Source organism: Bradyrhizobium sp. MI1.11 (assembly GCF_055811255.1).
In genome coordinates, this window is sequence record NZ_JBVVPM010000031.1 from 73,484 (window position 1) to 92,702 (window position 19,219).

Annotated in this window: 11 protein-coding genes and 1 pseudogene; 5 read left to right on the top strand and 7 right to left on the bottom strand. The window is 59.9% G+C overall.

Features of this window, described 5'->3' with window-relative positions; translation table 11 throughout:
- Positions 1 to 6: 6 nt before the first annotated feature.
- Positions 7 to 795: an MOSC domain-containing protein gene (locus tag AC0L30_RS27480; protein WP_007601804.1), complete on the bottom strand. Its 789-nt coding sequence runs from the start codon at positions 793 to 795 to the stop codon at positions 7 to 9.
- A gap of 275 nt (positions 796 to 1,070) precedes the next feature.
- Between AC0L30_RS27480 and AC0L30_RS27485 the strand changes: the two genes are divergently transcribed.
- A complete protein-coding gene (locus tag AC0L30_RS27485) occupies positions 1,071 to 4,454 on the top strand; it encodes an AAA family ATPase (RefSeq protein WP_473405644.1) in 3,384 nt (1,127 codons plus the stop codon).
- A 540-nt stretch (positions 4,455 to 4,994) separates the two neighbouring features.
- Entirely contained in the window at positions 4,995 to 5,834 is an 840-nt protein-coding gene (locus AC0L30_RS27490) for a Crp/Fnr family transcriptional regulator (protein WP_035995627.1), read from the top strand.
- 720 nt (positions 5,835 to 6,554) lie between these two features.
- Here AC0L30_RS27490 and ftsZ read toward each other — a convergent pair.
- Together ftsZ and AC0L30_RS27500 are read right to left on the bottom strand one after the other, a co-directional pair.
- Positions 6,555 to 7,814: a cell division protein FtsZ gene (gene ftsZ, locus AC0L30_RS27495; RefSeq protein WP_007601808.1), complete on the bottom strand. Its 1,260-nt coding sequence runs from the start codon at positions 7,812 to 7,814 to the stop codon at positions 6,555 to 6,557.
- A gap of 703 nt (positions 7,815 to 8,517) precedes the next feature.
- Positions 8,518 to 8,649, bottom strand: a pseudogene (locus AC0L30_RS27500) (phospholipase effector Tle1 domain-containing protein); the annotation flags it as partial.
- Between the two features lie 163 nt (positions 8,650 to 8,812).
- Between AC0L30_RS27500 and AC0L30_RS27505 the strand changes: the two are divergent.
- Positions 8,813 to 9,487 carry a hypothetical protein gene (locus tag AC0L30_RS27505; RefSeq protein ID WP_035994494.1) on the top strand — a complete coding sequence of 225 codons (675 nt, stop codon included), beginning with the start codon at positions 8,813 to 8,815 and terminating at the stop codon, positions 9,485 to 9,487.
- A gap of 694 nt (positions 9,488 to 10,181) precedes the next feature.
- Here AC0L30_RS27505 and AC0L30_RS27510 read toward each other — a convergent pair.
- The 3 genes from AC0L30_RS27510 to AC0L30_RS27520 form a co-directional block, all read right to left on the bottom strand.
- A complete protein-coding gene (locus tag AC0L30_RS27510; protein ID WP_007601812.1) occupies positions 10,182 to 12,143 on the bottom strand; it encodes a sigma-54-dependent Fis family transcriptional regulator in 1,962 nt (653 codons plus the stop codon).
- A gap of 191 nt (positions 12,144 to 12,334) precedes the next feature.
- Positions 12,335 to 13,528 carry a methyl acetate hydrolase AcmB gene (gene acmB, locus AC0L30_RS27515; protein ID WP_007601813.1) on the bottom strand — a complete coding sequence of 398 codons (1,194 nt, stop codon included), beginning with the start codon at positions 13,526 to 13,528 and terminating at the stop codon, positions 12,335 to 12,337.
- Between the two features lie 76 nt (positions 13,529 to 13,604).
- Complete coding sequence (locus AC0L30_RS27520) at positions 13,605 to 15,239, bottom strand: flavin-containing monooxygenase (protein WP_007601818.1); 1,635 nt, start codon at positions 15,237 to 15,239, stop codon at positions 13,605 to 13,607.
- 762 nt (positions 15,240 to 16,001) lie between these two features.
- Here AC0L30_RS27520 and AC0L30_RS27525 point away from each other — a divergent pair.
- Positions 16,002 to 16,460: a helix-turn-helix domain-containing protein gene (locus AC0L30_RS27525; protein ID WP_007601819.1), complete on the top strand. Its 459-nt coding sequence runs from the start codon at positions 16,002 to 16,004 to the stop codon at positions 16,458 to 16,460.
- Between the two features lie 214 nt (positions 16,461 to 16,674).
- The gene (locus AC0L30_RS27530; protein ID WP_035994500.1) at positions 16,675 to 17,052 is read left to right on the top strand and encodes a VapC50 family PIN domain-containing toxin; all 378 of its coding nucleotides are present in this window, start codon (positions 16,675 to 16,677) and stop codon (positions 17,050 to 17,052) included.
- A 233-nt stretch (positions 17,053 to 17,285) separates the two neighbouring features.
- Here the strand turns inward: AC0L30_RS27530 and AC0L30_RS27535 are convergent, their stop codons facing one another.
- Positions 17,286 to 18,791, bottom strand: a complete 1,506-nt coding sequence (locus AC0L30_RS27535) for an adenylate/guanylate cyclase domain-containing protein (protein WP_007601821.1) — start codon at positions 18,789 to 18,791, stop codon at positions 17,286 to 17,288.
- Positions 18,792 to 19,219 lie beyond the last annotated feature (428 nt).

The window sequence follows — 19,219 nt, forward strand, 5'->3', positions numbered from 1 at the left end:
GGCAATTTAAAGGTGTGACGACATCGCCAGCGCTTTTATCGAATCGCCAACCGTAATTTCACCACCTTCGATCACGGTGCCGTACGCGCCGAAGTCGATGTTTCCGTAAGCGCGCATTAGAGCTCTTGGAATGTCGAGGTTGCGAACTCCGCTGTCGGGATCGACCTCAGTTGCGGCGCACCGTGTTATTCGCCGGGTGATCTTCACCCGCGCCGAGTCACCGATGGCAATCTCTTGGCCAAGGAGGTCGAACTCAAGCCAGGCGGGCCAGCCTGCGACATGAATATTACCGCGAAACCGAAGTGGATTGACCCTTGCCCCAACTGCCTGCTCGAGGGCCGCGACCGAGGCCACGTTGATGAATGAGATAACTTTGTCGGCTGTATCGGAAAAGCTGTGGCCGCGCGCATGCAGCAGCTTTGGCTGCCCGCGGAGCTCGTCACCGCAGTGGCCTGCAATGAAGTTTTCGATCGCGGCGCGACCCTCCGCCGTCCTCAGGCTCTCGCTGACCGCCTTGCTGCCCTCGACGTAAACCGTCAGGACATGCGTTGTCTCGTCGAAGCGCGTCTGCAGCGCACCGAGGCGATCGCTCTGCATCAACATGAGAAACCGCGACTTCGGCAAATGCGCCGGGGCGGCCGAATCGAAACCCGATGGCCCGTTCTCGATCGCGTAAGAGCGATCGCCCGGAAGGGGTTCTCCAGCGGAGAGCACAGTCCTCGCCCGGCTTTCAGGCGAAAGCCCTTTCACGGGATAGCGGTAGATGGCCTGGATCGTGGGACCTGAGTGGATCACGGCTTCCCCTAAGTCCGCTGAGCGGATCGGCGAAGGATTCGCGCAGTCAAGTGAATGAGATCGTTTCACATCACAGACTGTAACACCTGTGAACTGCTTCACAGGTCGTCTGCCGTAAGGTTGATATTCTTCCCGTCCTGACGGTTCCTGACTAGTGACGATCGTTCATTGGATTTGATCGCCCTACTAGCGTCGATTCGGCGGAAAGCCGAGGCAGGAATCTAACGATTACTGGCCGTTTTTCACAATTCGCCGATTCAGCCGAGGGTGGGTCGATGACAGAGATTGCTGATACTGGCAACGAAGTCAGCGAGTGGCTGGACGGCCATGGCTTACCGCAATACAAGCCGGCATTCGCGCAAAACGCGATCACGTGGAAGCTGGTGTCGGAGCTCACGGATCAGGACTTGCGTGAGCTGGGCGTGTCAGCCCTCGGTCATCGCAAACAGCTGCTGAGAGCGATCAAGGTGCTGCGCCAGGATGTGCTCGGCGCATCTTCCGGGATTGGACCGGAGGCTTTTGTACCCCAGGTGCGCGGCGAGCGTCGTCAGATCACGGTACTGACGTGTGACCTGGTGAACTCTGTCTCGCTTTCGGCGCGCTTTGATCCGGAAGATCTCGCCGAAATTATCGCCGATTATCAATCCTGTTGTGAAGGCGTGGTGCGGCAGTACGAGGGCTATGTGGCGCGCTTTACGGGGGACGGCCTGAAGGCCTATTTCGGTTATCCCCAAGCGAGCGAGTACGATCCAGAACGTGCGGTACGTGCCGGGTTGGCCATCGTATCAGCTGCCAAGTGCCTGGAGCTTCCGTCGAGTCTCGTGCTGTCGACGCGTGTCGGCATTGCCACCGGGGATGTCGTTGTCGGCGACGTCATCGGGGTGGGTGAGGCGCAGGAGCGCACCGTGGCGGGCGAAACGCCGAACCTGGCGGCGCGCCTTCAGCAGCTGGGAGAACCCGACTGTGTCGTCATCGCTGACACCACGAAACGTCTGATTGGACGCCTATTCGAGTATGGGGATCTGGGCCGCAACGCGCTGAAGGGTTTTGCGGAGCCTGTGCAGGCCTGGTGCGTGCTGACCGAAGGAAATGCTAGTCATTTTGAGGCGGTACGTACCGAGTTGAGCCTCACGCCGCTGATGGGCCGCAACGAAGAGCTGGCGCTGCTGCGCAATCACTGGCTCCAAGCAAAGGCTGGTGCGGGACAGACTATCCTGTTGACCGGTGAAGCCGGCGTCGGGAAATCGCGCCTCATCACAGCGCTGCGGCGAATGCTGGCCGTGGACTCATTCGGCAGCATGCATCACCATTGCTCACCTTATCACCAGAACAGCGCGCTGTATCCGGTCATCAAACAAATTGAACACGATGCGCAATTTTCCTGCGGCGAAACCCCGGAAGCAAGGCTCGACAAGCTTGAGAAATTGCTAGCTGAAGCCGGGTTCGACACCTCCTACGCAGTGCCGCTGTTCGCCTCGTTACTCTCGATCCCGACCAAATCAAGTTACCTGCCGTTGAGCTTCAGTCCGCGGCAGCAGAAGCGGCTCATTTTGAATGCGCTGGAGACGAGGCTCACCAAGCTGACAGAACAAGCGCCGTTGCTGGTCACGTTCGAGGACGTGCACTGGGTCGATCCGAGTACCCGGGAATTTCTCGATCGCCTGATGAAGCGGGCTCTGGAACTTCCGATTCTTCTCGTGATCACTTGCCGGCCGGAATTCAAGCCGACGTGGGAAAGTTACGTCAGGGTGACGACGCGGGTCCTGGATCGCCTGCCTCGACGCGAGAGTGAGCAGATCGTGAAGGCGCTGGATCCCACCTCTAGCCTGCCTCCAAAGACTCTAGATCAGATCCTGGAATATTCCGATGGTTTGCCGTTGTTCCTGGAGGAGTTGACCAAGGCGGCGCTGGAGGCCAGACACGAGGAGGATCAGCGCAGGGATATTCCGACGACGGCACCGGTATCCAACATACGTGTCCCGCGGACGCTGCATGATTCTCTTTTGGCGCGCCTGGACCGGCTCGGAGCGCAGAAGCAGGTCGCGCAGGTGGGCGCCGTCATCGGTCGGAGCTTCACATTCAAGCTGCTTTCCGCGCTGTTGCCTCAAGACAAGGTGGGGCTCGAGCAGGCATTGCAGGGACTGATAAAGGCAAATTTGATTATCGAGGACGGCAAGCCGCCGGAAGCCTCATACACCTTTACGCATGCCTTGCTTCAGGAAGCGGCGGTCGCATGTTTGCTTCACGCGGATAGGCGCACCATTCACCGGCGCATTGCCCAAACGCTGGAGAAGAGATTTCCCGAAACGGCCGAAGCCGAACCGGAGTTGCTGGCACTGCACTACGCGGGAGCCGGACTCGCCGAGCCCGCAAGCCGATGTTGGCAGACGGCTGCAGAAAAAGCGCTTGCACGATCCGCCAACGTCGAGGCAGCCAACCACTTCGTAAGGGCGCTGTCCGTCCTCGATGGCCTGCCGCCGCGCCAGGCGCGCGACGAACGGGAGCTGGAGCTGCAAACGAGGCTTGGAGCGACGTTGACGACCATCAAGGGCTTCGCAGCTCCAGAGGTCGCAGCCGCATATGAGCGCGCCCGAGTCCTGAGCCAGGGATCGCAAGCTCCCGGGCAGCGCTTCTCAGTCATGCGCGGTTTATGGGTGTACGACCTCGTGCGCGCCGATTGGCAGGCCGCCGGGGATCTCGCCAAGGAAATGCTCGCGCTCGCCCTCAGCCAGCACGACGTCGGATATGAGCTGGAATCGCACCGGGCGCTTGGAATGACCTTGCTGTGGTGCGGAAAGTTTGGCCCGGCGCGCGAACACTTGGAGGACGGCCGCCGCCTCTACGATCCGGAACAGCACCGGATCCACGCAGTCCGGTATGGAAACGATCCCGGTGTCGCTTGCATGGTTCATGAGGCATTCGCGCTCTGGGTGTTGGGGTATTCAGACCGGGCGCTCGCCACAAGCCGCGGTGCAGTAACGCTGGCACGTCACCTGGGTCATCCGTTCAGTCTCGTCCAGGCGCTCGTCTATTCCACTTTCATCCATCAATGCAGCGGGGAAGTGCATGTCATCAGGAAGCTGGCTGAAGAGGCCAGGTCACTCGCCGTCGAGCACGGATTTCCGTTCTGGCGGGCGGAAGCAAGCATGATGGTGGGATGGGCCATGGCTATGCAGGATGAAGGCAAGGAGGGACTCGTCGTCCTGCGCGAGGGGATGGCGGATTTCTTGGAGACAGGAGCGCGCATGGATCGCCCACGATGGCTCGCGACCTTGGCCGATGCCTACCGGATCAACGAGCAGCCGCTCGAAGGTCTGAAGGCGGTCGGGGAAGCATTGAAGATCGTTGACGAAACGAAAGAGTGCTTCTTTCAGGCCCGACTTTGCCAGCTTAAGGGTGAGCTTCTCCTGACCCAGGGCGGCCTGGAGAATACTATTCCCGCCGAAACGCTTTTCCGAGAGGCTTTAGAGATCGCTCGGAATCAGCGGGCCAAATCCTGGGAGCTTGCTGCGGCGACCAGCTTGGCGAGACTCTGGCGCACCCAGTCTAAGTGGCGCGAAGCCCGCGATCTCCTCGCGCCTGTCTACGACTGGTTCACCGAGGGATTCGACACGGTGGCTCTTAAGGAGGCGCGCGAATTGCTCGATAACCTCCGATAGTGCACGCAGTTGGCGGGTTACGGTAATGAGCCCAAAGTCCGATCTGACTTCCCAGAAGCTGGGTACTATGTCCAATTTGATGGTGTGAAACCTGACATACCGGCGTCACTCGCAGTACAAAATGAACTTGGGATTAGCTCTTGATTTCCTGACCGATCGGACCATGCCCGGATAGTCGATACGCTCACGGTCACGTAGCCCAGCCCTTCGGCTCAGGGCCATAAGGCGACATTCCGTGACTGCCGGGGCATGTAAGGCTGACCAGTTGAATTCGCCCCCTTGAAGCAGACATCAGGAGGCTCGCAGCGTTAGTCCGCAAAGGGCAAGGAAAGGAATCATGCATCGCGGGTCGAAGCCAGCGGAAGCCATGTCCGGTGTGAGCGCTAATACATACGCTACTGGCCACGCGCCTGCGATTGCCGAAAACAACAGCGCCGGGTAAAATTGATCGTGGATCAATACCGCTTGTGCTTGTCAGACTTCGATTATCAGTATCCGCGAGGTCCGAAAATAACCGACTGCTTTGCGTGGGGTGATCCGATGAGTTCCAGTGCAGATTTTTCGACAATTCTAAACCGCATTCTTGATACGGCGGCGGATAATCTCAGGATCGCGAAGATTCTCGTTCAAATGGGGCTTGATCCCAACAACATCACCTACGACGCACTGTTTGATCGGCTGCTGGAAATTGTGTTGGCCAACATCACGCTCGCCAACATGTTTGCCTTGGTCGGCGCAATCTTCTTTGTTGCTACCTTGCTGATGCAGAGAATGGTGCCGCTGCGGGTCGCGAATATGGTCGGCTGTGCATTCTTCGCAACGTCTGGCGCGCTTTCCGGAAGCGTCGCTACCTTTCTGCTTTATCTGCTGTTGCTGCCGGTCAATGCCGTTCGTCTCCGTCAACTGCTCAGGCTCGTTAAGAAGGCACGTAACGCGACGCAAGGTGACATGTCGATGGAGTGGATCAAGCCGTTCATGACCGAACGCAAATATCGCCGCGGCGATACCCTGTTCAAGATCCATGACACCGCCAACGAAATGTTCTTGACCGTGACGGGCAAATTCCTGGTCAAGGAGATCAACGTCGAGATCCCGCCGGGACGCCTCATGGGAGAACTTGGCTTCCTTACGCCCAATAACCGGCGAACCGGAACGGTCGAGTGCATAGAAGACGGACAAGTCCTGACTATAACTTATGAAGGGCTGCTTGAAATCTACTTTCAAAGTAATCAGCAATTCGGCTACTACATCCTCCTCCTCACCAGTCAGCGTCTGCTAGAAAACAACCAGCGCCTCCAGGAAAACATCTCGCGGCTGGAAGCAACTCTCGCACAAGAGAAAGCGGCGCGAGAGCCGGCAGCCGCGCATGGCATAGCTTAAAACCTTGGCCTTAACTGCTCCACCATTGGTGGCACGACTGTCAAGCAGTGCGGGTCTCACGAGGCAGAGATGTTCACTATGGGTCTTGGCTGTGTAAAATGGCCTTGAAGCGGCGTCGGTTTTCGAAGCCGGGCCGGGCCGGCTTCATGCCGCGATCGCGGCGATCAGCGGCTTGATCCCGAAGATGTTCATGACCCGTGTCAGATTGTAGGCCAGGACCGAGAGGGCCATCTCGGCGGCTAGGTGCCCCTCTATTGCCCTGCGGCAAACTGCGCAAGACAGATGGCAGCCTAACCACTTGTAGAACAAACCAGATCTGAGCAGCGACCATGGATATTGCAAACAGATGGTCGCAAGTGCCTCTCGCGGACTTCAGGTCGAGGGGGCCAAAGGGCACTTCCTGCTGCCCTCAGATGGTCCATGTGGTCGCGTCGAGCCTGCGGTCCCTATCGCGCGTGCTTTCGTGAATGGAAAAGTTGTAGCTCAAATAATCGAATTGCCCAGTACCCCGCGTCTCTCGGATCTAAACTGAACGGGGATGTCGATGTCCTTGGTCTTCTTATGGTTCAACTCAAGTGGGCCGCCTTTTCTTGATTTTGATGGGGTCGAGCTTAAGCGCAGCGAACCCACTGCTCAACAGGGACCGCGGCTTGATGGATCCCGGGCTCGCGACTTCGTTGCTCCTCGGGATGACGACCGTAACTCCCCTCCTGCGACCGTTCAGTTGGCGGCGCGGCGCAGGAAGGCCGGGATATCGAGAATAGCCTCATCGGGCGCATTGCGCGCAGCGGTGCGGCCGTAAGGATCGAGGGGCCGGTCGGCCGAGTGGCGCGCATATTCCGGAGCCGCCCTTGCCGGTTGCCCCACGGGCTGTCGCGCTTCGGAGCGGAGCGGCGGGCTTTCCACTTGCGGAAGGGGTGCACTGCGCTCGATGCGATCGGCGATGCGGCGGCCGTCGTTGCGCAGCCTGCCCGCGAGCTGGGCGATGGCGGTTTCCACCGGTTGCGCCTGAGACGCCGGGTCGAGATTATCGATTCCGGTCGCCACCACCGAGACGCGGACGATACCGTCGAGGCTATCGTCAAACGACGCGCCGACGATAATGTTGGCGTCCGGGTCGGCCTCGTCGCGAATGCGGGTCGCAGCTTCGTCGACTTCGTACAGCATGAGATCTTTGCCGCCGGTGATAGAGATGATGAGGCCACTGGCGCGCTTGATCGAGGGATTCTCGATCAATGGATTGGAAATCGCGGCCACAGCAGCGGCAAGCACGCGCTTCTCGCCGGAGGCCTCTCCCCGTCCCATCATGGCCTTGCCCTTCTCCTTCATGACGGAGAGGACGTCGGCAAAATCGAGATTGATTAGGCCTTCCTTGACGATCAGGTCGCTGATGCAGGCCACGCCGGAATAAAGCACCTGGTCGGCAAGGGCAAAGGCATCGGCGAACGTGGTCTTCTCGCTGGCCACCCGGAACAGGTTCTGGTTCGGGATGATCAGCAGGGTGTCGACCGTCTTCAGCAACTCCTCGATGCCGGCTTCGGCAAAGCGCATGCGGCGCTTTCCCTCGAAGTAGAATGGCTTGGTGACCACGCCGATCGTGAGAATGCCGAGCTCGCGCGCGATCCTGGCGACGATGGGGGCAGCGCCGGTGCCGGTGCCGCCGCCCATGCCAGCCGTCACGAACACCATGTGTGCGCCAGTCAATTGATCCCGGATCGTATCGATCGCCTCTTCGGCTGCGGCGCGTCCTAATTCCGGCTGCGAGCCGGCGCCGAGGCCTGCGGTCACCTTTGTGCCGAGCTGGATGAGGCGCCTCGCCTTCGACATGGCCAGCGCCTGCGCGTCGGTATTGGCGACCACGAACTCGACCCCTTGCAGCCCGGCCGTGATCATGTTGTTGACCGCATTGCCGCCGGCGCCGCCGACACCAAACACGACGATGCGGGCCTTCATTTCGTGGATATCGGTGGTGCCAGTCATTCTTCCCTCGTGATTGCTCCGGCAAGCCGGGGATGGAGATGAGGATCGAGTGCTACCTGCGACTCGCGCGGTCTGCTTCCACGATCGCAGCGGCCAGATGTCCCAATCGACGACGCGCGGCTTGTCCCGCGATCGCGCCGCCGGCGTGGCGACCGTTCCGCAGAACCGCCACTTCGTTTTCCAGTATTGCCGCCCCACGCATTGGCGGCCGTCGTCTCGGCGGCCGCTTGCGTCAACTCGACGGCGAGGCGATCGGCGCGCTCGCGCTCGCGCTCGAACACTGCTCTGTAGGCAGTTGCGACGGCCTCGAGCCGCGCGACCTCCGCCTTGAATGCCTCGATCTTGACTGCTTCGATCTGTGCCAGGGAGGCATCGATCGGGGCCCGGCGGGCGCGTCGTGGGCGGGGTGTGTACCGGAGCTCGGAGACATCAACGCTCACCAGGGCCTTGCCGTCCTCCGACTGCGAGCGCGGCAACCGGCGGCGTCTCGCAAGCGAACGCGCGGCCTCTCGGGAGATACTGAGTTGGGCGCCCAGATCGGCATACGTCAACAACTCAACGCACATCGGCGCTTCTCCTGGAGCGAACCGGGAAGGCATTTCGAGCTAATGATGGCTGGACGATTACCGCAGGCTAGGCCGCGTTGGTTAATGGACGGTTAACGTTACGAGTGCCGTCACCGCGCCGACTCCGGCAGCCGCAGCGACGTCCTGTCCGTCTTGCGCTGGCAGCGATAGAGCTTCAGGACGTTGGAGATGTTTTCGGAGCTCTCATTGCCGGTGCCGTCACAGCAGATGACGAGGTATTTGGGCTCGGGTTTCGGTGCGTGCTCCACGGGATGCGCCTCCGGGTGATGCTACCGCAGCGATTATAGCGGAAATGGATGGCGGCGAGGAGACAAAGGCGGCATCGCCGGCATGGTGCCCCGTGTATCATCTGTTGACATTAACCACTTGTTAACCATGCCGGCGGCTAATGTGGACGAGTGGGGGATCACCATGTCGGCCCATGTGACGCGACCGAAGTTGATGCCTGTTTCGGCCGATCCAGCCTTTCGGTCGCTCAACCGGCTGGCGGTTCGCGCCAAGGCCGTCCTACAGACCAAAACGGCTGTCCTACGGAGCAAAGCCATGTTCGGAAAGGACGATTTACTGGACAATCTCAGCCGCGATCTTGATCGCGCGCGCGGAAGACGCGATGCACTCGCATCCGAAGCCACGACCCTGACGGCCCAGATCGCCGAAATTGAAGCCCGCCTTTCGGAGGAGAAGTCCAGGCGGGAGCGTGATCGCGTTTTGGGCGAAATCGAAGCGATAAAATCCCGAATCAGGCAAGCCGCCGGCGCGTTTGCACCCGTCGTCGATGGTCTCTCCAAGGCGATCGAGTCGGCTGCAGCAGTTGTGCCCGAGGCTCGCGAGCTTAATAGTTTCCTCGTGTCGGTGGCGACCGAAATCGACAGTGTGCTCGATCCCCTGCTGCGCGAACTGGATCAGCGCGCGGATGCGGTGCGAGTCGGCCACGTAGCACTGGACCTCCCGAGTTCGTCCAATGAAGCTCCCATCGAGCTGCCGAAAGACGGCAACGAACGCCTGCTTCGCTTTCCAGCATGGCTGTCTCGCGACAAGGAGACGGACAAGGAAACAGCGGAGAGTCCGCGCAGCACGGCAGCGTGAACCTGGCGGGTGGCGTCCTTGCGGCGCATCCTTCGAGACGCCCCGCCCCAAAACTCACCGCTGCGCGACCGCGTCGCATCGTGCGAGGCGCGCTTGACGTCTGCTATGCCCTTAGTAGCGGCGCAAAACGCCATATGGCCGGAGGTCCGAGTCGGGCCAAGAAACGGAAGGGGAAATTTGTTCTTCGGCGATCTGACCGCGATATCCAACGTCAAAGCCCCGGCGTGATCCGGGGCGTTTTTGCTTTAGTATGGGGCGCAAGTCCGCTTGGGGTCGCTTCAATAATTCGCTCCATCATACGAAGGAATCAAGCTGTCCATTCGACGAGCACTGTTACCGAGAAGGGAAGCTAGGTTCTCGTGACCAAGGAACCCACGCCCAAGCAATGGAGCCAGCTTCTATCCGCACGGTCGAAGAGCCGACGCAGGCCGCCAACGGGACACCATACGGCGAAGACAAGCAAGCGCGTCGTAAGGAGGTCGGGAGGCAATCTCGACTTTTGAAGCAGCGCAATGCGGTGGCCACGGCGTAAGGCATTGAGGGATATGGTTTTATTTGGTCGTCGTGCTCGGCACGGAAAGCCGCAGAGCCTCTGCCAGATACAAACCAAAGAAATAGAGCGCTCTTACCTTGCTTTGCGCTCCATACTGAAAGCTCCATACTCAAACATGCAACTCAACCAGCGCTTCCAATGTCACCATTTACTACGCAGCTCGAAGCGAATGTCATAACGATGCAACTTCGCATAGACCGTACTCTTGGCAAGACCGAGAGCGGCCGCGGTGGCCGTCACGTTGCCGTTGCACGAGCGGAGCGTGCGCGCGATCAGGTCACGTTCGGACGCTTCGGCGAGAGACAGGCCCGGATTGTGCTCGCTTGTTCGTTCCGTTCCCCGGATGGCATCGGGAAGGTCCGAAGGTTCGATCAGCTCGCCGTTGCTGGTCAGCATGAGGCTCTCGACCAGATTGCGCAGCTCGCGGACATTGCCGGGCCAATCATGGCGCTGAAGCTGCGCAAGCGCCTCCGGCGCAAACCGGCGATCGGAAAGACCGTAGCGCGCCGCTGCCTGGGCGACGAAGTGATCGACCAGCAGCGGAATGTCCTCGCAGCGCTCGCGCAGCGGCGGTATGCCGACGGGGACGACAGCCAGCCGGTAGAATAGGTCCTTGCGGAAACGCTGGGCGTCCACCTCCGCCTGCAGGTCGCGATTGGTCGCGGCGACGAGGCGGAAGTCCACCTTGCGCACTGCGGTCTCGCCGATCCTGCTGATCTCGCCGTTCTCGAGCGCCCGCAGCAACATGGGCTGGAGGTCGAGCGGCAATTCGCCGATCTCGTCAAGGAACAGGGTGCCCCGCGCCGCGGCTTCGATCTTCCCCGCCACGCCGCCGCGCCGGGCGCCGGTGAATGCGCCGTCGACATAGCCGAAAAGCTCGCTGGCAAGCAGTTCGCGCGAGGCGCAGCCGCAATTGACGGCAATGAACGGGCCGTTCCGGCGCGGCGACACGGCATGGAGTCCGTGCGCGAACACCTCCTTGCCGACGCCGGTCTCGCCAAGCAGCAGGACCGGAGCAGCTGATATGCCGACGCGACGGCACGTCTCGACCACGTTGTGCATCTTCGGGCTGCTGTAGACGGTATTGGCAAAGGCCTGGGACTCGCCTCGCGCAGCTGACAACAGTTTGCCCGAAGGGGCCGGCTTCGGCGCCACCATCACGGTGCCGAGGTGTTCACCCCTTTGCACCACCGGCTTCAGCCATTCCTCCTTGATCCATGCCGGACGGGAGGCGCCAAAGAGCTGATCGTCGCGGCTGCCGAGATGGGGAAAGCCGGACTGACATCCCGGCGCGCCCAGGTCGCGCATGATCTGCGACATCTCTCCACTGGCCTTGAATGGACGTCCGGCGCTGTCGAACAGCACGGCATGATGCCGATCCGAAGGCGGCAGCATCCAGAAGCATTGGTCGAGCAGCCGGTAGCGGGCGTCCAGCTCCATCTGCAGCAGCTGAGCCTCGATGCGCGCGGCCGCCGAAATCGCCAATGCGAGGGCCGGCCGCCCATAAGACGAGGATAGTCCGGAGATGTCGATCACGCCGATCACAGCGCCGTCGATGGGATCGCGGATCACGCAGGCCGAGCAAGTCCAGCGGTGGATGCCGGAACAGAAATGCTCCGTGGCATGCACTTGGATGGGCTGCCCGGTTTGCAATGCAGTGCCGATCGCATTTGTCCCGCAGGTCGTCTCGCTCCAGTTGCTGCCGGGCAGCAGGTGGGTTTTTTCAACGGCATCGCGCAGCGCCAGCTTGGTGTCGCCCTCCAAGCGCAAAACAATGCCGTCGGCATCGGTCAGCACCATCACGGTGCCGGTTTCCAGCAGGTAGTCGCGCGCCAGCGCCATCGTCGAAGCACCGGCCTGAACGAGGCGGTTGCGCTTGTCGAGCAGGCGCTGCAGCCTGTCATCCCTGATCGGCATCGGAGCCTGGCCACGCCGGTAGTCGACGTCCGATTTCTGGCAGCGCTGCCACGAATCGGTAATAGCCGACCGCACGATCTGCTGACGCGTGCTGTTGCTTCCGGATAGGAAGCGTTCCCAGCTCGTCAGGACGTCGCGTTCGATAGATGGATTTGCGAAAGCATCCTCTGGCGCCTGACCCAACACGTTCCCTCCTTCGACGCGCTGAGTAGTCCGAAACGATCTGCCGGACCCCGAGCTTTTATCTCCTGATTGTGAGGCCATCCATGGAAACGCGCAATCGCGTATCCCGACCTTGGTGCCATTTGCCTCGCCTCCGACCGCACCGCAAAAAGAGTGAGATCGGAGGCGGAATGAAGGCATCGAGCCGGCAGAAGCTAGGCGACCCTGCGCTGGCTCAGGCTGTCGTAGAAGGCGGTTTCGAAACGCATATAGCCGGTGAACGAAGCGACGTCGGCAAAGGGCAGGATCTGGGTGGCCCAGTAGCCTCCGAAGCCATTCTGACGGTCGATCCAGTAGAACAGGTTCGCCAGACCAGCCCAGCCGAGCGCGCCCGCCGGGCGGCCGGTCGGCGCCTTCTCGTCATTGACCATGAAGGTGAACGCCCAGGATTTCGACAGACCCGGGAAGAACTCCGCGTCGTTCGACAGCGATTTGATGACGCCGGGCAGCGCCGTCACCTTGAGATCACCGAGCTGGTTCTTCTCGGCCATCGTAACGGTCTCCGGCTTCAGCACCCGGCCGTGCGGGCCGGCACCGTCGTTCAGCCACATGCGGATGAAGCGCATGTAGTCGCCGACCGTGCTGTAGAGGCCGTGGCCTCCCATATGGACCTCGGGATTGGCAGGCAATTCGAAGTCCATCGGGGTCAGCGAGCCGTCGGCGTTGCGCGCGTGCACGCCGGCAAGTTTGCCGCGCACCGCATCGTTGATCTCGAACGTCGTGTCGCTCATGCCGAGCGGCTTGAAGATGCGCTCGGCGAAAACTTCGCCAAGCCGCTTGCCGGTGATGCCCTCGACCACTTGCCCGGCCCAGTCGACGTTCGTGCCATACTCCCATTTCGAGCCGGGATCGAACAGCAGCGGCGTCATGAGGGCGGCCTTCGACGAAGTGATCACGCTCGGCTGTCCGTGGTCGGTCGCCAGCCGCAGATAGTTCTCGTTGAAGAAATCATAGCCGAATCCGCCGGTGTGCAGCAGCAGCATGCGCGTGGTCACCTCACCCTTCGGGGCACGAAGCCGGGGCTGGCCCTCGGCATCGAAGCCCTCGATCACCTGCAGCTTGCCGATGTCGGGGGCGTAGGTTCGTGCCGGGGCATCGAGGTCGAGCTTGCCTTCCTCGATCAGTTGCAGCGCGGCCGTGCCGGTGATTGCCTTGGTGGTCGAAAAAATGGCAAAACTGCTGTCGGCCGTCATCGGGGCCGGTTGGTCGATGCGCCGCTTGCCGGCGGCGCCCTCGTAGATGTTGCCAGTACGATCGGTCACCATCGCCACCACGCCCGGGACGCCTTGGCCCGTCGTGACCGTCTCTTTGAGAATGGCGTCAGCCGCCGACTTGAATTCCTTGGTCATGTGTTGCTCCGAATTGTTGTGATGATGCGGGTGCAGGGCCGCGCCACCAAAAATGGTTGCGCGGCCCCTTGTGTCGTTACTGCTTGGCAAAGCCGGGATAGGCCGAGGAGGCGACCTCATCGCACTTCTGGCGATAGGTTCCGACGCCGCCGATATAGGAGAGCAGACGGCGCGGCTTGCCCTCGACGTTGGAGCCCATGTACCAGGAGTTCGTCTTGGTCACGAGGGTCGTGTTCGCGACCTCATCGTGATGCGCGACCCAGGCATCCTGCGCATCCTTGCTCGGCTCGATGACGCTTAGGTGGTTCTTCTTGAGATAGGCGATGCAATCGCTGATCCACTCGACCTGTTGCTGAAGGCATGTCGTCATGTTGCAGAGCGCTGTCGACGGCGCCAGCGGCGCGCCTGTCGTGAAGAGGTTCGGGTAGCCGTGAACCTGAAGCCCCATCGTGGTCCTGATGTCGCGGCTCCACTCCTCCTTCAGCGAGCGACCGCCGCGGCCACGAATGTCGATGCGCGTCAAGGCACCGGAGCCGGCGTCAAAGCCGGTGGCCAGGATGATCACGTCCAGCTCATACGACGTTCCGTCCGCGAGCTCGATGCCTTGAGGCGTGATCCGCTTGATCGGGTTGTTCTTGACGCTGATCAGCTCGACGTTCGCCTGGTGGTAAGCCTCCAGATAGTTGCTCTCGAGCGGGACGCGATGCGTGCCGAAGCCATAGTCCGTCGGGATCAGCGTATCGCACAGCTTGGGATCTTTGAGGCGCTCGCGCATCTTCTTGCGGACGAACTCGGAGATCTCCTCGCTGACATCCTCCTCGAAGAACATCTCCACGAAGGAGGCGAGCCACAGCCGAAGCGAGCCTTCATCCCAGATCTTCTCCAGAACGGCATGACGCTGTTCCGGGCTGAGATCCTTCCACTTGCCGTTGGTGAAGTCGTATTCGAAGCCGGTGAACGAGTGGGGCAGGGTTTTGCGGAATTCGTCGAACCGCGCCTTGTAAGCCTCGACCTCCTTCGGCCCGTATTTCGGGTTCTTCATCGGGATGATGTATTGCGGCGTGCGCACGAACACCTTCATGCTGCCGACTTCGCCGGCGATGGTCTGGATCACCTGGATGCCGGTGGCGCCATTGCCGACGACACCAACGCGCTTGCCGGCGAGATCGAGCTTCTCCTTCGGATAGCGCCCGGTGTGGACCAGCGTGCCCTTGAAGGTGTCCTGTCCGGGAAACATCGACGTCAGCGGCGCCGACAGCATGCCGCAGCAGGTGATCAGGAACTGCGCGTCGATGGTGTCGCCCGCGTCGGTCGTGATGGTCCAGCGCTGGGTCGCCTCGTTGAAGACGGCGCTAGCGACCGTCGTGCTGAAGCGGATGTCCTTGCGCAGGTCGAGCTTGTCGGCGACGTAGTTGAGCCATTTTTCGATCTCAGGCTGACCGGGGAAGCGCTCGCTCCAGCTCCAGCCTTTGTAGAGCTCCTCGGAGAACAGGTACTGGTAGATATAGGCCTCGGAGTCGAACCGTGCGCCCGGATAGCGATTCCAGTACCAGGTGCCGCCTACGCCCGTGGCGGTATCGACGGCCTTGACCTTGAGGCCTTGCTCGTCGCGCAGCTTGTAGAGCTGGTAAAGGCCGGCAACCCCAGTGCCGATCACGATGGCGTCCAGGCTTTCATGTTTACGCGCGCCGTTGGTCTTGTGCTCACTCATGCATTCCCTCCCGTTGTGAAAGCTTTGTTCTGTCCTCCGCTACGAGGCGAGGGACGCAAGGGGAGCTACGCAGATTGCGTGCCAAAGCAGAGTTCTGGGCTTAAGCGGTTGCTGGGACTGGATTGTTGGTTGCGGGGGCATGCCGAAACTGTTCGAAATTCAAACCCGGCAAGCCTGATCGACCGAATTTCGATCGAAGTTCCTCTGCATTCCGGCGCCGAGGGCGCTAGGATATCTTGGATCCTTCAGCCGTTCGAACTCGGCGCCAGCCTACCAAGGCTGCGCCGGCACGAACGCCGGTAGCGCCGCCGTGCGGCTCGCGAATGATCTCGGGCGAACGCCTCCTAGGAAGGCCCTGTATTCGGGACCAAGAAACCCTTTGCTGCTCTCGCCCCAATGCCCAGTCCATATGGCGAGGAGACACTCGGGCGTCGATGCGTGCGCGCTCGTGCGCGAGATCACTTCGCCAATGCGGAGCAATCGATGACGGTCTAAGAATCTCTCTGTTCAAATGTCGGGCGAGCTGGCTAAAGCCATTGATATAGCTAAATTTTATTTGTTCGCAGAACATAGATTTTGGAATTTATTCCTAGCCGACCAGCTCATGAGGCACGGCAAACGCCAAAAGTTCCCAAGGATCGGCTTGGGACAAAGGGCAGGGGGCCCAGCTGGTCAGGAACTTTGGGCCATTTCGTTTATTTCGCTTGTTGCGTTTATTTCGAATATGGCCTATACAAAAGGCCGTACAGGGGAGAAGATACGATGACGATGCCAGCCTACGCTGAAGAGCTGGGAGGTACTCGCCTGCCTTCCGCGAGCGAGAAGGCGGCAGCCAACCAGCTTCGTCAGATACTCGCTTCGCATGCGACGGGAGATGCCAAACTGCGACTGCTCGACGATGCACAGCAGGCTGCTGAGATAACCTTGTCGCCGGCGCTATCGAGTCTTTTGATGGAATTGCTGCGGCATATCGGTCGCGGCGATGCGGTGACGCTTGTGCCTGTGCATGAGATGTTGACCACGCAGCAAGCTGCCGACATTCTGAATGTCTCGCGTCCGTTTCTGGTCTCGCTGCTCGAAAAGAACGAAATTCAGCACGTGACAGTGGGGCGTCATCGCAGGATTAGGGCAGAGGACCTATTCGCATATAAGCGCACGCGTGATGAGAAGCGGGGCAAAGCGCTTGCGAATCTCGCTGAGCAGGACGCGGAGCACCTGTAAGCTTGTTTGCAAACCGCTTCACCGCATTCGTCGATGCGTGCTCGCTTGCAAGCGCGCTCAAAAGGAACCTGCTTCTCTCATTGGCGGAGGCGGAATTTTTTCGTCTCCGCTGGTCAAGCCGCGTTCTGGATGAGACCGAAACAGCTATCGAGGAGATCCTGACGCCAAAGGCTTTGCCGATGCCGCGGCGCGTGCAGAGCGGGCGCGCGCCAGCATGGAAGCTGCCTTTGAAGATGCCATGGTTACGGATTTTGACAACTTCTTGTCCGTTGCGGCTGGGCTCCCCGATCCTGGCGATCATCACGTTGTTGCTGCGGCGGCCAAGACGCAGGCCGCAATGATCGTAACCGAAAACCTTAAGGACTTTCCCGCGGCAGTTCTTTCCGACCTGAACATGGAGGCGAAATCGGCCGACGCTTTCATTGCGGATACTATCGCACTCGACGAAGCTCGCGCTGTTGCAGCCATTCGGTGTATGCGCGAACGCTTCAAGAAACCGGAAATGACGCCGGCGGAGCTCTTGCTCGTGATGGAAGCTGCGGGGCTGATTGAGACGGTTGACGTGCTAAGGCCACACGTGGAATCCCTCTAGCTCAGTAACTAACCAGGCGGGCTTTCCGCAACACGATCTTGATGTAAACTCGACTTCGATATTCCATAATGAAGGATGCCCGAACGATCGCGCGGCTTGGGAACGCAGACACGCTGATGCCTGCTGGCGTCGTCCGCCGGGAATATACAGGAGACCAACGCAGCAGCGCCGAAAATTGGCGGTAAACCGCAGCCGAGAATCGGTCTGCCGCTGCGCAGGACGGGCGCGGTCGTTCATCTCTGCGTGGGAGAAATTTTGAACCGATGTATTTCCATTTTCTGACCGATGCCCTTCAAGTTTTGGTAGTCGCGCGACGCCGGGCATCCTTTGACGATGTCACTGACTCCGGGAGCCTCCATCACCATCTCTGTCAGGCATATTTCGTTGACACCGGCTAGACCTTGCACACGGGCGGCGATATTCACGTCCTGTCCGAAGTAGTCGATCCGATCGTTGAGCCTTACGGCGATGGCCCTGCCTCTGTGCACGCCGATTTTGAGGCCGAGCGGCCGCGAAGCGGTTTTGTTGAATCGCGACAGCTCTTCGATCATCTCGACGGATGCAACAACGGCATCCTGTGGACGCTCGAAGCCAGCCATGACTGCATCGCCGATCGTCTTCACGATCGTGCCAGATCGATTCCTAATGATCTTATTCAAAATGTCGAAGTGCTGACGGACGAGAAAGTAGGCATTCACATCGCCGATGCTTTCGTACAGCGGAGTCGAATCCTTTAGATCAGTGAACAGATAAGTGATGTCGGAAACGGCTAGACTATCGCGCTCGTCCACCAATTGAGTCTTATAGAGTTCGGCGAAGCAGGGGGTGAGCAATAATCGCTTACCGGAAAGAAAAGGCTCATACTCGACCAGATGGGGCTGGAACTGGGAAGGATACTGGAGAAACCAGAAGCGGCCTCGATCCTTGGTGCGGTTCTCAATGTGGATGATGTGTTTGCCTGGGCTAAGATCGGCCGTCTGTCGAAACGCAAAGCGTCCGTCGCCAAGGATCATATTTCTCGGTCCAGTGGGCCGATCAGCAACTACGAACCGGCCCGATTCGAGCTGGACCAGCGTTTCTTGGCGTTCCGCCGGTTCACCGTTCGCGAAGAAAACCAGAAGAAGCTTATGGCTAAGATCGAGCACCTCGAATCGGCCGGCCGTTACGGCGAATTCAAAGTTCAACCGCTGACCCGCCTCGATATCGGCAAATCCCCGCGAGAGTGCCGCAACGAGTTGCTCGTGTGTCATTCCGTGCGGGGGCTTGAAGTCCTTGGAGAAGTTGTAACGGAGATAGTAGTCCTGGACGGACAGCATGTCCGGATGACGATATAGGATGTCGCGAACCGAACTCGAGACCGTAAAGGTGACTTGGATGTAGTCGTCAAGCGCCGCCTCATTGAGGGCGTTGCAGAATTCGCATTGGAAACGTGGATGAACCTGGTCTAGCTCACGAAAAGTGCCGGCGACCTGCGGGCAATAGGCGCAGATGAGCAGCCACTGCATCTCGAATAGGCCAACCTTAGCGGCGTGCACGAACAGCTCGATTCCTTCGGCGTCACTTAGGCCGTTGGCAGTCGCATATTGGATAGGATTGACTCGAAAAAGATCATAGTCGCCGGAGGCGCGAATAAAACCTTCGAGGTCCGAAAGGGTCTGCGGCGCCCAGCTCGCTATTGACCCGAGCTCTATGAGGCGCTGATTCAGGAGGCCTTCGTTGACTGGGGATGACCCTTGCATATCAGTATGATACCTCGCTCATGCCGGCAATACTGGTTGGTCGGCCATTCGACTAGCCACGCGACAATCGACGCGGTTCCTTTGTGTCCAACTGGTTTTAGTCGAACCGAGCCGGATAAGAAAAGCCAGCTCTATTGGCCTGTATCAGTCGGCAATGCGACACTTTGATCGATAGGCAGTGTCTGGTCTCGTCCATCATGTCCATGAGAGCGGTGCGTTGACTCGAGAGCGGGCCGTGCGCGCCACGTTATGAAATAAGCTCCGGATTCGTGCAGACGCCCCTCCCTCCCATTTCCGTCAACGTTGATCGCCATATGAGCTGGATACTTCGGAGGATCATGCGTCAATGGTGTATTCCTCCGGGGTGGGCCGCCTTGTTGAGTTGCAGGTATCCGACGAGGATCTAGCTTTAAGGCTAGCCTTAAGGT

Coding starts and splice junctions, on each gene's coding strand:
- AC0L30_RS27485 (WP_473405644.1), top strand. CDS start 1,071: ATGACAGAGATTGCTGATACTGGCAACGAAGTCAGCGAGTGGCTGGAC.
- AC0L30_RS27490 (WP_035995627.1), top strand. CDS start 4,995: ATGAGTTCCAGTGCAGATTTTTCGACAATTCTAAACCGCATTCTTGAT.
- ftsZ (WP_007601808.1), bottom strand. CDS start 7,814: ATGACTGGCACCACCGATATCCACGAAATGAAGGCCCGCATCGTCGTG.
- AC0L30_RS27505 (WP_035994494.1), top strand. CDS start 8,813: ATGTCGGCCCATGTGACGCGACCGAAGTTGATGCCTGTTTCGGCCGAT.
- acmB (WP_007601813.1), bottom strand. CDS start 13,528: ATGACCAAGGAATTCAAGTCGGCGGCTGACGCCATTCTCAAAGAGACG.
- AC0L30_RS27520 (WP_007601818.1), bottom strand. CDS start 15,239: ATGAGTGAGCACAAGACCAACGGCGCGCGTAAACATGAAAGCCTGGAC.
- AC0L30_RS27525 (WP_007601819.1), top strand. CDS start 16,002: ATGACGATGCCAGCCTACGCTGAAGAGCTGGGAGGTACTCGCCTGCCT.
- AC0L30_RS27530 (WP_035994500.1), top strand. CDS start 16,675: ATGGAAGCTGCCTTTGAAGATGCCATGGTTACGGATTTTGACAACTTC.
- AC0L30_RS27535 (WP_007601821.1), bottom strand. CDS start 18,791: ATGCAAGGGTCATCCCCAGTCAACGAAGGCCTCCTGAATCAGCGCCTC.